Here is a 13703-nt window from a genome sequence, read left to right on the forward strand (position 1 = left end):
GAACGGCTCGTGGGCGTGAGTGAGTCCGGCTACGCGGGGATGACCATGGACCGGGTCGCCGCCCGGGCCGGGACCAACAAGAACGCCATCTACCGCCGGTGGCCGCACCGGGCGGCGCTGGGCATCGCGGCGTACCGCCACCTGTCCGACGCCGTGCTACCGAACCCGGACACAGGCACTCTGCGGGGCGACGCGCTGGAGATGCTGCGGCGGGCGAACGAGACGTGGTCGTCGCCGTACGGGGCGATCCTGCGCGGGTTGCTCGTCGCCGCGGCCGACGACCCCGAGCTGCTCACTCTCATGCGGGAGCGGTCCGGCGCGGACACCATGGACCGCGCCTGGCTGGCGATGCTGGAGCGCGCCGCAGCCCGGGGCGAGGCACCGGCCGCGGCCGTACACCACCGGGTGGCGACGACGCCGATGATGCTGCTGCGCGCCGAGTACGCGATGCGCGGCATCCCCTCCGTGCCCGACGAGGTGCTGGTCGAGATCGTGGACGAGGTGTTCCTACCGCTCGTGCGCGGCCGCCACTGAACGTGCGCGGCGGCCGCGCGGAGGCTGGTCGGGGTGATACCGCTGCTGGCCGACCGCGTATCCGGACTCAGCCGGCCTTGGAGCGGAAGACCGGGTAGTAGCCGCCGGACTGACCGGCTGCGGTCGGGTGGTAGGAGATCCCGATGCTGGCGAAGTTGAGCGCGTGCAACCACTTCGTGCCGCCGCTGCACAGCTGGTGCCCGACGAACTGCGACCGGACGTCGGCGAAGGTGAACCCGGCGGCTGCGGCGGCAGTGCGGATGATGTCGTCCACCAGGTTGATGCCCTCGTTGATCTTCGTACGCGAGGTGACACTGAGCCCGACACACGTCGTGCCCAGCTGGTAGAAGACCGGGTAGCCGACGACCACCACCCGGGCCGAGGGCGCTCGGTTCCGGATTCCGGTGTAGACGTTGCGCAGCAGGGTGGGGAGGTCGGCCCGGGCCTTGTCCTCGGCAGCCTGCACGGCGGCCACGCAGTCGGTGGTGCCGTAGAGCACGCAGGTGGTCATGATGTTGGCGAAGCCGACGTCGTTGCCGCCGACCGTGACGCTGACCAGGGTCGTGGCGGCGCTGAGCGCGCCAAGCTGCGTGTTGATCACGCTGGTGGTGGTGGCGCCCGAGCAGGCGACCGAGCGGTACGACGCGGGCTGCACATTGGTGGCGTACAGCGCCGGATACGCCTTGGTGCTGCGCTGGCAGGAACCGCTCTCGGCGGTGTAGCTGCCGGCACCGACCCCGGAGGAGTAGGAGTCGCCGAGGGCGACGTAGTGGTCGCTGGGAGCGGCCTGGGCGGGCGCTGCCAGGGCGAGGGTGGCGCCCAGAGCCGTGACCAGGCTCAGGACGAGGGTTGCCAAACGGGATCTCCGCACGTTGCACTCCGGTGGTGTAGGAGGATCGGTGGGAGATTGATATCACCTAATATTGATGCTGGAAAGATCCTTCCGGCAAGTTCCGTGGTTGCGGCAATTTCCGCCGGTGGTCGCAGGGGTCCAATGAGGACAGTCGCGGGCAACTCCCGCGGAACCGGTCGTCCAGAACGGCTCGGCCGCCCCTGCGAGGCGCCCATCGGGCGCGCCCGCCACCGCTCCGATCGGCACTCCGGCAGGATCCGTTGACCCCCGAGGAAGGTGGACCACCTCATGAACCACCCGCAGAACGAAAGGTTGAGCCGACGCCGCGTACTGGGCGGAGCAGCCGGACTGGCAGCGGGCGCCGCGGTCGTCGCGGCGGGGCTGCCGTCCGGCGCCGCCGCCGCTCCCCCGCGGACCGCGCCCGACGTCGCCCGCTGGCACCGGCAGGCGGCGCACGTGACCATCACCCGCGATGACTGGGGTATCCCGCACGTGGTCGGCAGGACCGACGCCGACGCGGTCTTCGGAATGATGTACGCCCAGGCCGAGGACGACTTCAACCGGATCGAGAGGAACTACCTGGTGAGCCTCGGCCGCCTCGCCGAGGCCGAGGGTGAGGGTGCGATCTGGCAGGACCTGCGCCAGCGGCTGTACGTCGACCCCGGGGCGCTGAAGAGGGACTACGCGCAGAGCCCGTCCTGGCTGCGCAAGCTGATGCAGGCCTGGGCCGACGGGCTGAACTACTACCTAGCGACACACCCCGAGGTGCAGCCACGTGTGCTCACGCGGTTCGAGCCGTGGATGCCGCTGAGCTTCTCCGAGGGCAGCATCGGTGGTGACACCGAGCGGGTGCCGCTCACCCAACTCGAAGCTTTCTACAGCAAGCGCACGGTGCCGATGACCGATGACGAGCGCGGTCTGCTGTTCCGCGAGCCCAGCGGCTCGAACGGCATGGCGATCGCGCCGAGCCACACGCGTAACGGTCACGCCCTGCTGCTGATCAACCCGCACACCAGCTTCTTCTTCCGCTCCGAGCAGCACGTGACGAGCCGGGAGGGGCTCAACGCCTATGGCGCGGCCACCTGGGGCCAGTTCTTCATCTACCAGGGCTTCAACCCGAACACCGGCTGGATGCACACGTCGAGCGGCGTCGACAACGTCGACGAGTTCGCCGAGACGATCGTGACCCGGGCGGACGGCCGACACTCCTACCGCTACGGCAACGCGCTGCGGCCGGTGACGACGAAGACGATCACGCTGTCGTATCGCACGACGGATGGCGGGCGGGCTCGGCGTAGCTTCACGACCTTCGCCACGCACCACGGCCCGATCGTCCGGGAGGCGGACGGCAGGTGGATCGCGTTCGCGCTGATGAACAAGCCGGTCGAGGCGCTGCAGCAGAGCTTCCTGCGCACCAAGACGCGGGACTACGCGGACTTCATCCAGGTGGCGGGCCTCAAGGCCAACAGCTCGAACAACACGCTCTTCGCGGACTCGAAGGGTGAGATCGCCTTCCTGGTGCCGCAGTTCATGCCGCGCCGCGACGATCGCTTCGACTACCGCAAGCCCGTCGACGGCAGCGACCCGGCGACGGACTGGCGCGGACTGCACAGCCTCCGGAGCCTTCCGCAGGCGGTGAACCCGAGGAACGGCTGGGCGTTCAACGCGAACAACTGGCCCTGGACCGCGGCCGGCCCGGACAGCCCGGACGCCGCCGACTATCCGCGCTACTTCGACCAGGCCGGCGAGAACCCCCGTGGACCGCAGGCGATCCGGGTGCTCACCGCGCGCGACGACTTCACCCCGCAGACGCTCATCGCTGCCGCCTTCGACACCTACCTCACCGCCTTCGCCCGGCTCGTGCCCGGGCTGATCGCGGCATGGGACAGGCTGCCCGGGGGCAACCAGCAGAAGGCGGCGCTCGCCGACCCGATCGGCCTGCTACGCGGCTGGGACTACCGCTGGAGCGCGCAATCGACCGCGACGTCGCTGGCCGTGTTCTGGGGCGAGGCGCTCTGGGCGCCGCTGGCCCAGGCGGCGAGAGACGCGGGCATGTCGATGTGGGACTACCTGGCCGAGCGCGCCACCGATGCGCAGCGACTCACCGCGCTCGAAGCGGCGACGCAGCGGCTGACGCAGGATTTCGGCAACTGGCAGGTGCCCTGGGGCGAGATCAACCGCTTCCAGCGCAACGACGGCGCGATCGTCCAGACGTTCGACGACGCCAAGCCGAGCAGGCCGGTGCCCTTCACCTCCGCGCAGTGGGGCTCGCTCGCCTCCTTCGGGGCGAGGCGCTACCCGGGAACGAAGCGCTACTACGGCACCAGCGGCAACAGCTTCGTGGCGGTCGTGGAGTTCGGCCCGAGGCTGCGCGCCTGGGCCGTGACGGCGGGGGGCGCGAGCGGCCACCCGGACTCGCCGCACTTCAACGACCAGGTCGAACGCTACGCGAGCGGCAACCTCCGGCCCGTCTACTTCTATCCGGAGGACCTCAGGGGCCATGTCGAGCGAAGCTACCGGCCGGGTAGGTGATCACTCGCCCACAGTCAGGTCGTCGACGCCGTCGCGTGCCCAGGCCGGCCATCCGGTCGGGCACGCCTCGGCGCCGGCTGCCTACTCCTCCGGGATGCCCGGCCCGACCTCGCCACGCCTCAGCTGCTCGGCGTTGCGGTCGGCTTCGCTGTTGGCGTGCGCCGCCCCGGCGCCCGGGTCTCTGGTTCGGCGTCCTTCGGCGTCCTGATACACCTCGCCGCTTTCGAGTGCATCCTCCTGCTGCCGCCGGCTCTGCTCAGGTGTGGTCACAACGCCCGGTTACCCTGCACCCACAGCAGCAAACGGCAAGATCCAGACTATCCTCCGGGCCATGACCTCGATTCCACCCGATCGGCGCGGCGTCGACTCGGCCCTGGACCCCTCCACGGAGCAGATCCGGGACATGGTGGCCCGATCCGTCGACTGGGTCACCGCCCACCACGACTCGATCCGTGACCTGCCCATCGCCCCGCGCACCTCCGCCGCCGCGCTGAAGGAGACGCTCGCCGAGCCCCTGCCCGTCGAGGGCCGTGACTTCGCCGACCTGCTCAGGGTCTTCCGTGAGGTGGTTGTGCCCGGCACCCGGCACAACGGGCATCCCCGCTTCTTCGGGTACGTCTCGGCGCCGGGCACCGCCGTCGCCTCGGTGGCCGACTTCCTCGCGTCGGCGCTGAACGCCAACCTCACCGCGTGGCGGTCGGCACCGGCTCCCGCCGAACTGGAGCATGTGGCCATCGACTGGATCAAGGAGGCCCTCGGCTGCGACCCCGGTGCCGGAGGCCTGTTCATGAGCGGCGGTTCGATGGCTAACTTCACCGCGCTCGCCGCCGCCCGACACCGCCACTGCGGTGACACGGTCGCCACCCACGGGGCGGCCGCCCACCCGGCGCCGCTGCGCGTCTACGCCTCCACCGAGACCCACCACTCGATCCACAAGGCCGCCGCGCTGCTCGGCATCGGGCGGACGAACGTCCGCGACATCCCGGTGGACGCCCGTTTCCGGATGGACGTCGACGCCCTCGTCCGCGCTATCGAGGAAGACCGGGCCGCCGGGGCGGAACCGCTCTGCGTGGTGGCGAACGCCGGCACCGTCGTCACCGGCGCGGTCGACCCGCTCGCCGACATCGCAGCGGTCGCGCGGGAGTACGGGTTGTGGATGCACGTCGACGCCTGCTATGGCGGCTTCGCGCGGCTCTCCCCCACGGCCCGTCCGCTCTTCGACGGCCTGTCCGAGGCCGACTCGATCTCCCTCGACCCGCACAAGTGGCTCTACCTGCCCGCGGACTGCGGCTGTCTCATCTACCGCGACCCCGAGGCGGCGCGGCCCGCCTTCAGCCTGGACGCCGACTACACCCGGGTCACGCAGACCGAACCGGCCGAGGCCTTCGCCTTCTGGGACTACGGCCCCGATCTGTCCCGACGATTCCGGGCACTCAAGGTCTGGATGACGCTGGCGCACGCCGGTTCGCGAGCTGTCGGCGACGCGATCGAGAGCAACCTCGACTGTGCCCGGCACCTGGCCGAACTCGTCGAGGGCAGGGCCGACTTCGAGCTGCTCGCCCCGGTCGAACTCTCCATCTTCTGCTTCCGCTACCTGCCGCCGAACGCACGGGCCGGCTCACGGTCGCGCACCGAAGAGGAGCAACTCGACCGCCTCAACGAACGGATCATGCTGGCAGTCCAGCAGGCCGGCAGCTCGTACCTGTCGAACGCCACCGTCAACGGCCGCTTCGCGCTGCGCGGCTGCGTGCTCAACTACCGCACCACGCGGCGCGACATGGAGATCCTGCTCGACGACGTACGCCGCGCCGCCGAGCAGGTGGTCGAGAAGACCCCTGAAGACTCGACGGACGCGGCGTAACGCGCGTCAGCGTGGCGGCCGTCAGATGGCGGCGGTGCCCGTCAGCTCATCGCGGACCTCGCGGCGGTCAGCATCGACGTCGGGTGCCTTCGCGAGGTGAGCCGGAGGGGCCGCCTTCGTCGACTTTTCCCGGCGCCGCAGCCAGAGGTCGACCACGAGGTTCAGCGCAAGGCCGATCACACCCCAGATCGCGATGACCAGCAGGTTCCGGCCGACCCCGTTGCCGTCGAAGTAGATCAGGGATCGAGCGGTGTCGACTGCGGCCGGCAGCGGCAGGATGTCCTGCAGATGCCGGAACAACTCGGGCACCATGTACACCGAGAGTCCGCCGCCGGACGCCGGCACGCCCGCCAGCATCAGCACGACCATCACCGGGATGATGGCGGCCAGGCCGAGGGTACGTGTGAAGACAGCGGTGGCGAGGGACACGGCGAGGATGGTCGCCGCGCCGAATCCGATCATCTCCCAGGCGTGCCCGTTGACCGCGCCGATGATGACGTCGAAGAGCACCCACAGCCACACGGACATGCCGATCGCCCAGCCGCCGAGCAGCGGCAGGAACTGGCGCAGGCGCTTGAGCTCCGGCGCACCGCCGCGCAGTACGGCCAGCATCAGGAACCCGGCCATGATCCACGACATGCCGACGTACAGGCTGTTGCTGCCCATGGTGTCGGTGTCCGTGAGTGGCGTCACGTCGGTGGTCGTCAACGGGGCCTGCTGCTGGGCGGAGATCTGCTGGAACATCGCCTGCACCGCGCTCTGCTGGCTGACCCCGGCAGCTGAGGAGGTGTAGAGCGTCGCCGCGGCGTCGGGCGCCGTGGGCAGGACGTAGGCGGCGACCACGTCCTGGGAGCGGATCCGGTCGGTGGCGTCGTCGACCGACGTGGCCACGCCGACGTCGAGGATGTCGCCCAGGTTCGACCTGAGTCCGGTGGCGACCTGGTCGGCCTGCTGCGCGTTGGCGCTGACCACGATGACGGGAAGGCTGTGCACCTGCGGCTTGTGCATGGAGAAGCCCATCAGGCCGACCACCATCACCAGGATCGACAGCGGGAAGGCCGCCACCGCCAGGTACCGCGTCCACAGCGGTCGATTCGGACCACCGGCCAGCGCCGGCATCGGCGTGCCGGGGTGGACGCCCGGTGCCACGCCCGGAATCGCCTTCCCGCTGACGCGCTCCTTGAGCAGGGACAGCAGCAGCCCCGCGACCAGCCAGATGGCGAGCGTCAACAGGTGCCCGCCGGCGCCGCGACCGTCGAAGTAGAGCAGCGAGCGCAGTGCTTCCCCGGCGGCCGGCAGGGGAAGGACGCCGTGCAGGAACTGGAAGAAGCCAGGCATCACGTCGATCGACAGCGCCAGGTTCGACGACGGCATGCCGAACACGACGTACAGCAGCATGCCGACCAGGACGGCGAGCGGACCCATCAGCTTGGTGAACAGCAGCTGGGCCGCGCCGACAGCGCCGACGGTGAGCATCCCGACGCCGAGGAACTGCAGATAGTGGCCTTCGACTGCGCCGACGATCGGCCCGAGGATGAGCCAGATGATCGTGCTGGTGGCCGCCGCCCAGCCGGTCAGCAGCGGCACGAACCGCCGCAGCGCCAGCAGGTGCGGGGTGGCGATCACCAGCAGGCTCAGGGGGACGTACCCGGCCAGCATCATGCCCATGGCGGCGAACAGCACCGAGATGCCGGCCAGGTCGCCCTCGGGCAGCGGGGCCACGTCCTGAGTGGTGGTGGTCCAGTCCTGCTGCACGGCGATCGGGGCAAGTAGTTGCTGGGCGGTGGTGGCCTGGGAGGCGCCAGCCGCCATCGCGGTGTAGACGGTCGCCTCGCGGGAACCGGCGGCCGGGATCTCGATCGCCCCGGCGATCTCACGTTCTTCGAGCAGCTCGACGGCATCACTGCCGGAGGGGACCAGGCGTGCGTCGACGGCCTGGCCTGGCGCGGAGTTCAGCCCGTCGACGACTGCCTGAGCCTGCGCGCCCGATCCCACCACGGCCACCGGCATGTCTCGCGGCTGCGGGGAGTGCATGGTGGCCACGTAGGTGGCGAACATCATCGTGACCATGAGGAACGGCATCACGAAGAGAGCGACATACCGGGCGATCCGGGTCTTGCGGTCCTCGACAGGCGGGCCGGTGCCAGCCTCGGCGGCGGGAGCAGAAATGGCCGAGCTGTCCAAGGGGATACTCCAGGCGGGTTGCGGGAGGCGTCTGCGTCACACGCGGAACGGAAGGCTTGCCCCGCGTAAGCCACGTGACTTATAAGAGTAAGTCACGTGGCTTGTAATGTCTTGGAACGGCTACCTTGATGTAGATCACACCGCCACGCCACCTAGAGGAGAGGGCTGCGATGACCCAGGCAGAACCGGCTCGAACCGCGCTGCTCGACGCGGCAGAGCGCCTATTCGCCGGGTCCGGCATCGCGCAGATCTCCGACCGCAAGGTGGCCGAGGCCGCCGGAAACACCAACCATTCCGCGGTGCGGTACTACTTCGGAGGCCGGGACGGGCTGTTGCACGCGCTGATCCTTCGCCATGCGGCCGCGCTGGAAGAACCGCGCCGGGCGATGTTCGAACACTCCGACTCGGTTCTCGGCGACGTCCGCAGCCTGGTCATGCCGACCATGAAGGTGCTCGCCGGGCTACCGCAGCCGACCTGGCGCGCCCGGTTCCTCGGTCAGGCCCTGCACGATCCGGCCACCAGGCCACTCCTGATCGAAGCCGCGGACGCCGTGCCCACCGCGAGAATGATCGTCCGGTCACTCGCAGCGCGCCTCGAGCACCTGGACCCGGACATCGTGGCCGCCCGGGCGGGGCTGATCACCATGATCGTCTCCACGGCCGCCGCCGAGGTCGAGGCCCGCACCGAACGCAGCGGTCAGGATGCCCGCTGGGCGTCAGTGGGCGACTTCCTCTGCGACGCCATCGCCGGCATGCTGCTCGCCCCCGTCACCCGGGCGACCAGCAGTAACCCGCTCACCGAGGACCCCGCATCCGCCGACACCGCGGGGTGACCACCGCGTCGACCCGCGGCTCCGGCCGAGGGCGCGTTCAACCAGACGGCAGGAGCGGACAACGGGCCAGCCGCCGTGCAGACTGAACCGGATCTGGTCGACCGGCCCCGACCGCCTTGGTGCCGCTGTACGCAGCTGCTGCCGCTGAGGTCGCCGGCGGTGGTCGACGTGGCGGCGGGTGGGCCGACGCATGGCGGAACGCCCAACCCGTCAAGGGTTGGGCGTTCCCCCCGTCGCGAGGCGACAGGTCACTTCTCGTCGTTGGGTCAAGCGTCCCCGTGGTCGTGGCCCTTGTCCCGGTCCTCGTCGCCCTTGTCGTCGTGGCCCTTGTCCCGGTCCTTGTCGCCCTTGTCGTCGTGGCCCTTGTCCCGGTCCTCGTGGTCCCGGTCCCAGTTCTTCTTGAACTCGTTCCAGTCCCGGTCCTCGTCACTGCTCCACCACGAGTTCCGGTCCTCGTCCTTGTCGCGGCTCCGGTTCTGGTCCCGCTTGTCGTCGCTCTTGATCTGGCCGCGGATTTCGCCGTTCGGGTACTTCTTGGTGTGCACGTTCACGTAGGTGACGCCGGCCTCGATCGCGTCGACGAGTTCGTCGAACTCGCCCGGCTCGATGCCCTGGTCGGCGGGGCCGACCACGTCATCGGGCTTGATGGTCCCCTTGATGGTGGCTGGGGCCTGGGGGCAGGACTGGACGTCGTGCGACGCGCCGCCCTTCGCGTCCTTCAGGTTGGAGCACAGGAAGACGGCGATGCCGCCGCTCTGGTGCCTCCCTCCGAAGTGGATGTGGGCCTGCTGGACGTCCTTCAGGTCCTCGTAGCTCAGCTTGAACTCGATCTTCTTGTCCCGCTCGTCGATCGTGGCTTCGAACTGGCCGGAGCCGGGCGTCGAGATCGGCTTTGGATCTTCCTCGAAGCCGCTGAGCTTGGCCCGGACGTTCACCTCCTTACGGTCCCGCGAGTCGCTCCAGTCCCGCGAGTCGCGGGAGTCGTGCGAATCCCGCTTGTCGCCCGAGTCGTCCCGGCCGTCGCCCATGGCGGCGGTACCGATGGCGGTTACCGCCACCGCTGCGCTGGCCGCCATCGCGACCGCCCAGAGTCGGGTACGTCCCATCATTGCTGCTCCCTTCTCCGTGGAGTCCTGAGCCGCGGGATCACCGGCGGACGAACCACTCGTGACCGGACTCAGGCAGGCAAAGGTGCCGTGCGCCGGAGGTCGTTGTCGTCGAGACCGTCCCGCGCTCGGTTCGATTGGCACCCTTTGTGAAATTGTTCCACGTTCGCGGCAAACATGAGCCAGCTTCCCTGATCCGACCGTCAGGGATCTTCGGGAGGTGTGGAGCAGGCTGGGTGCTGTGCGGCCCGCCCGGGCGGTTCGACGGGGCCGAGGCCCTTGGTGGACGCGCCCCATCGGGTCCTCGCCGTGCCGCATCTTTTGGGCCTCTGCCGCGCCCTCGCACCACTGGTGCGGCATGGGGGCGATCGACTCGTTGTCGGCGATGTCGCCGTATCCCGACGCGGGGATGCCCAGTGTCGGCGATCTGGAATTGACCATCACCTGGCGTGCGACCGGCTGCACCCGTGCGGGCGGTACCCTCCGGCGTGCTCATCCGGCCCGACGGCCGCGAAGACGTACGGCGCCCGTCCCGCCCGGGCTCGCCGCGTCGATCAGGTTGGGTACGTGGGGCAGGCCCTGGCTGCGCGGGTCCATGGGGTCCTCGCCTGCCGGAGGCACGGCGCGGTGACCCTCACGCCGACCCGCAGCTCCGGCCGACGGCGCGTTCAATCAGACGGCAGGAGCGGACGCATGAACGTCCGCTCGTAGCGCACGACACAACCCGACTCGTCGCGAATCCGATCAGCCACGACGAACTCCGGGTCATCGCCGAACCGTGCGCGGTAACGCTCGTAGGCCGCCAGACTCTCGAAGCTGAACAACGCCTCGGCCTTGTCGCTCGCGCCCTCGGCCGGCAGGAAGTAGCCGTGGTGCACACCACCGTGCTTGCCCACCAACCGCATCCACTCCCGGGCGAAGCGTTCAAATGCTTCGATCTGTGCGGGATTGATGGTGTAGTGCACCACGCAGGTGATCACGCATTCACCATACGCGCGCGGTGGCCGAGCGCAGAGCGCGCTCGGCCACCACGACTGACGTCAGGTCAGCGCTGACCCCCCAGGTACATCGCGTTGAACAGCAGCCGGTACGTACCGTGCGACTGAGCCCGGTGCTGCGGCTTGAAGCCGATCATCACGACCTGCCCGTCGCCCACCTTCGCCGTCACCACGGCCGCCTTGCCACCGATGACGTCCTCACCGAGGAGGAAGCCGCTCTTCAGCAGGTTGGTCTTCGGCCAGGTGGCCGCCACCGTGACACCCTGCGCGCCGTCCTCGACCTCGAACGCCGGCCCGTCGGCGACGAACGCCGACGCGGTCGATCCGAACCCGGCGGCGACCGGGTCACTGGCGTCGACGTTGAGGTTCAGCACCGAGCCCGGAATGTTGTAGCTGGTGTCCGGCACCCCCTCGGTGACGTCCTTGACCGGCACGTCGAACGCCTTGATCGGCAACTCGGCCGCCTTGTTGAGGGTGACCACCGTGCCGCCCGCCTCGACGAACGCCTTCAGGTTGGCCACGCCGGCGTCGGTCATCCCGCCGGTGTACTCCGGCGGCAGCGAGCCCGCCGCCCGGCCGTTGCGCATCGAGTTGTACGTGGCGTCGGGCAGCACGATCGTATCGAACTTCGCCCGCAGATCGCCGGCCCGGACCGACGCGTTCGTCAGCTTCTGGTAGCCGAAGCCGAACTGGTCCAGGGCCAGCCGGGTCCAGCCCTCGTCGTAGTTGTTGAAGCCGTCGTACAGTCCGATCCGAGGCGCGACGAGCTCCCGCACCTGAGCCGGCTTCGCATCCACCGCGGCGATGCTGAGCCCGTACCGGGTGGCGAGCGCCGTCACCCGAGCCTCGGTGCCCGGACCGGGCGTCACCAGGAACGTGCCAGCCGGCAGCTTGCCACTGCGAGTGGTCACCTCAGCGCTGCTGAGGAAGACCTTGTCCCCCGCCGCCAGCAGGGAGTTCACGGCGGCGGAACTGTCGTTGACCCGAGGGTCGAGGGCGTACGCGTACTTCGGCGCGCCGGCCACCACACCCGCCGGCACCTTCGGCGAGTCGACCCGGACAGTGCTGGCCTGCACCGCCTGGCCGAGCTTGTCGACGGCGACGCCCATCTGGAACGACAGGGTGTAGCCGGTGATGTCGTACGGCGGCTCCAGCGGGCCACCCGGGTAGAGCCGCCGGTCCGGATAGACCTGCGGGTTCAGCAGGTCCAACACGGCTGCCCGGTACGGCTGGGCCTCCCGCACCAGGTAGCTCCCGGCCGGGTAGGTGCGCTTGCCGACGGTGAAGGAGTTCACCGCACGCTCGACCTGGATGTTGTTCCAGCGCAGCTTGTCCACCAGCTTGGTGGCGGTCGGGAAGTCCGCCTGATCCGCGGGGATCACGTAGGTGGTGCCGGCACCGTTGCGGGCACCGTCCCGGGCCATCTGTGCCACGCCGTAGAGCAGGCCCTCGCGGTCGTCGCTGGCCACCCGCAGCATCGCCCAGGAGGCCGTCTTGATGTAGTCGCAGCTCTGCGACAGATGCCACTCGCCGCCCTTCCAGGGGCTGGGGTAGAAGACCGACGGCTCGCTCGTCGAGGTGCCGTCCGCGAAGGTCTTCGGGAAGGTCGCCGGGTCGTACACCCTGGGGGTCGCCGAGGCGTGCGCGGTCTCGGTCAGGATGCCGATCTGGTTGTGGTAGTACGGCGCGGTCCGCGCGCCGCCGTTCCACCAGATGTCGTACGACTGGCGGGCCAGCGCGCCGACCTTGCCCTCACGATCCAGCCGCTGCCCCATCGCGTCACCGACGAGGTTGACGCCCCGGACCACCTGGGGGTTGATGTTCGGGTTCAGCGGGTCCTCGTACGGCGGGATGCTGATCCGGGCGGGGAAGACCGCGGTCTGATGCACGTTGTGCATGACCTGCGGAATCCACTCGTGGAACAGTTGACGCCCGACGTTCTGCGTCTCCTGCAGGTTGAACATGTACCAGTCCCGGTTGTTGTCGTGTCCGGCGTACTTCTGGTACAGCTCGGGATAGCCGGCATCCTGGTAGGGCCCACCCAGGTTCTTCTTGTACCACTCGGCGACCTTCGTGCCGCCGTCCGGGTTCACGTTCGGCACCAACAGGGTGATGACGTTGTCCCGGATCGCTCGCGCCTCGGGCGTCTCGCTGGTCACCAGGTCAAACGCGAACTGCGGGGCGGTCTGGTGGCCGGCCACCTCGGTGGAGTGGATGCCGAAGTCGACCCAGGCGATGGCCTTGCCGTTCTTCGCCAGGTCACGCGCCTGAGACTCGGACAGCGAGTCGCCCTGAGAGAGCCGCACCGAGGTTTCCCGGTAGCGCTTGAGGTTCGCGTCCTTGAGATTCTTCTCGGAGGAGACGATCGCCATCAACTGCGGCCGTCCCTCGCTGGTCTTGCCGATCTCGACCAGCTTCATCCGGTCGCTGGCCTTGTCGATTGCCCGGTAGTACTCGGCGATCTGCTCGTAGGTGGCGAGCTTGTAGTCGGCACACGGCGCCCAGCCGATCACCGACTCCGGCTTCGGTACGCGGTTCGAGGCGGTAGCGGTGGTCGCCGACGTCAACACCGGCGTACCGACCAGAGCCAGCGCGCAAGCAACCGACACCGTTGTCCGAGACAGTCTTCGTTTCACCTGATACCCCTTCGCAGTACGTACACGACGGAAAAGGGTCCGGTAGGGGCGGCCGCGCCAATCGGATAGCTTGATTCAACAGGTTTCGATCGAGGTCCGGAATGCTCAGGATGGCAGTTGAGGAAATCTTGAGACTCACCACTGTGCCGGATCGGACCAGGACCAA

At 69.1% G+C, this 13703-nt stretch carries 10 protein-coding genes; 4 read left to right on the forward strand and 6 right to left on the reverse strand.

The window, feature by feature from the left end; all coding sequences use genetic code 11:
- Window positions 1-15: 15 nt before the first annotated feature.
- On the forward strand, window positions 16-534 hold the full coding sequence (locus OG470_RS31025) for a TetR/AcrR family transcriptional regulator (RefSeq protein ID WP_328418035.1): 519 nt from the start codon (window positions 16-18) through the stop codon (window positions 532-534).
- Window positions 535-601: 67 nt separating this feature from the next.
- Here the strand turns inward: OG470_RS31025 and OG470_RS31030 are convergent, their stop codons facing one another.
- Entirely contained in the window at window positions 602-1390 is a 789-nt protein-coding gene (locus OG470_RS31030) for an SGNH/GDSL hydrolase family protein (protein WP_328418037.1), read from the reverse strand.
- 285 nt (window positions 1391-1675) lie between these two features.
- Here OG470_RS31030 and OG470_RS31035 point away from each other — a divergent pair, with 285 nt between their 5' ends.
- On the forward strand, window positions 1676-3919 hold the full coding sequence (locus tag OG470_RS31035) for a penicillin acylase family protein (protein WP_328418039.1): 2244 nt from the start codon (window positions 1676-1678) through the stop codon (window positions 3917-3919).
- Window positions 3920-4000: 81 nt separating this feature from the next.
- Here the strand turns inward: OG470_RS31035 and OG470_RS31040 are convergent, their stop codons facing one another.
- Complete coding sequence (locus tag OG470_RS31040; RefSeq protein ID WP_328418041.1) at window positions 4001-4189, reverse strand: ribonuclease; 189 nt, start codon at window positions 4187-4189, stop codon at window positions 4001-4003.
- A gap of 61 nt (window positions 4190-4250) precedes the next feature.
- Here OG470_RS31040 and OG470_RS31045 point away from each other — a divergent pair, with 61 nt between their 5' ends.
- Window positions 4251-5780 (forward strand): pyridoxal phosphate-dependent decarboxylase family protein, encoded by a 1530-nt coding sequence (locus OG470_RS31045; RefSeq protein ID WP_328418042.1) that lies wholly within the window; start codon window positions 4251-4253, stop codon window positions 5778-5780.
- Between the two features lie 21 nt (window positions 5781-5801).
- Here the strand turns inward: OG470_RS31045 and OG470_RS31050 are convergent, their stop codons facing one another.
- A complete protein-coding gene (locus tag OG470_RS31050) occupies window positions 5802-7964 on the reverse strand; it encodes an ABC transporter permease (RefSeq protein WP_328418044.1) in 2163 nt (720 codons plus the stop codon).
- A 170-nt stretch (window positions 7965-8134) separates the two neighbouring features.
- Here OG470_RS31050 and OG470_RS31055 point away from each other — a divergent pair, with 170 nt between their 5' ends.
- Entirely contained in the window at window positions 8135-8797 is a 663-nt protein-coding gene (locus tag OG470_RS31055) for a TetR/AcrR family transcriptional regulator (RefSeq protein ID WP_328418046.1), read from the forward strand.
- A gap of 266 nt (window positions 8798-9063) precedes the next feature.
- Here the strand turns inward: OG470_RS31055 and OG470_RS31060 are convergent, their stop codons facing one another.
- The 3 genes from OG470_RS31060 to OG470_RS31070 form a co-directional block, all read right to left on the reverse strand.
- The gene (locus tag OG470_RS31060; RefSeq protein WP_328418048.1) at window positions 9064-9903 is read right to left on the reverse strand and encodes a CHRD domain-containing protein; all 840 of its coding nucleotides are present in this window, start codon (window positions 9901-9903) and stop codon (window positions 9064-9066) included.
- Between the two features lie 668 nt (window positions 9904-10571).
- Window positions 10572-10883: an NIPSNAP family protein gene (locus OG470_RS31065; protein ID WP_328418049.1), complete on the reverse strand. Its 312-nt coding sequence runs from the start codon at window positions 10881-10883 to the stop codon at window positions 10572-10574.
- Window positions 10884-10948: 65 nt separating this feature from the next.
- Complete coding sequence (locus tag OG470_RS31070; protein WP_328418051.1) at window positions 10949-13510, reverse strand: M14 family metallopeptidase; 2562 nt, start codon at window positions 13508-13510, stop codon at window positions 10949-10951.
- Window positions 13511-13703: the final 193 nt, after the last annotated feature.

Source organism: Micromonospora sp. NBC_00389 (assembly GCF_036059255.1).
GTDB lineage: Bacteria > Actinomycetota > Actinomycetes > Mycobacteriales > Micromonosporaceae > Micromonospora.

Coding starts and splice junctions, on each gene's coding strand:
- OG470_RS31035 (WP_328418039.1), top strand. CDS start 1,676: ATGAACCACCCGCAGAACGAAAGGTTGAGCCGACGCCGCGTACTGGGC.
- OG470_RS31045 (WP_328418042.1), top strand. CDS start 4,251: ATGACCTCGATTCCACCCGATCGGCGCGGCGTCGACTCGGCCCTGGAC.
- OG470_RS31055 (WP_328418046.1), top strand. CDS start 8,135: ATGACCCAGGCAGAACCGGCTCGAACCGCGCTGCTCGACGCGGCAGAG.
- OG470_RS31060 (WP_328418048.1), bottom strand. CDS start 9,903: ATGGGACGTACCCGACTCTGGGCGGTCGCGATGGCGGCCAGCGCAGCG.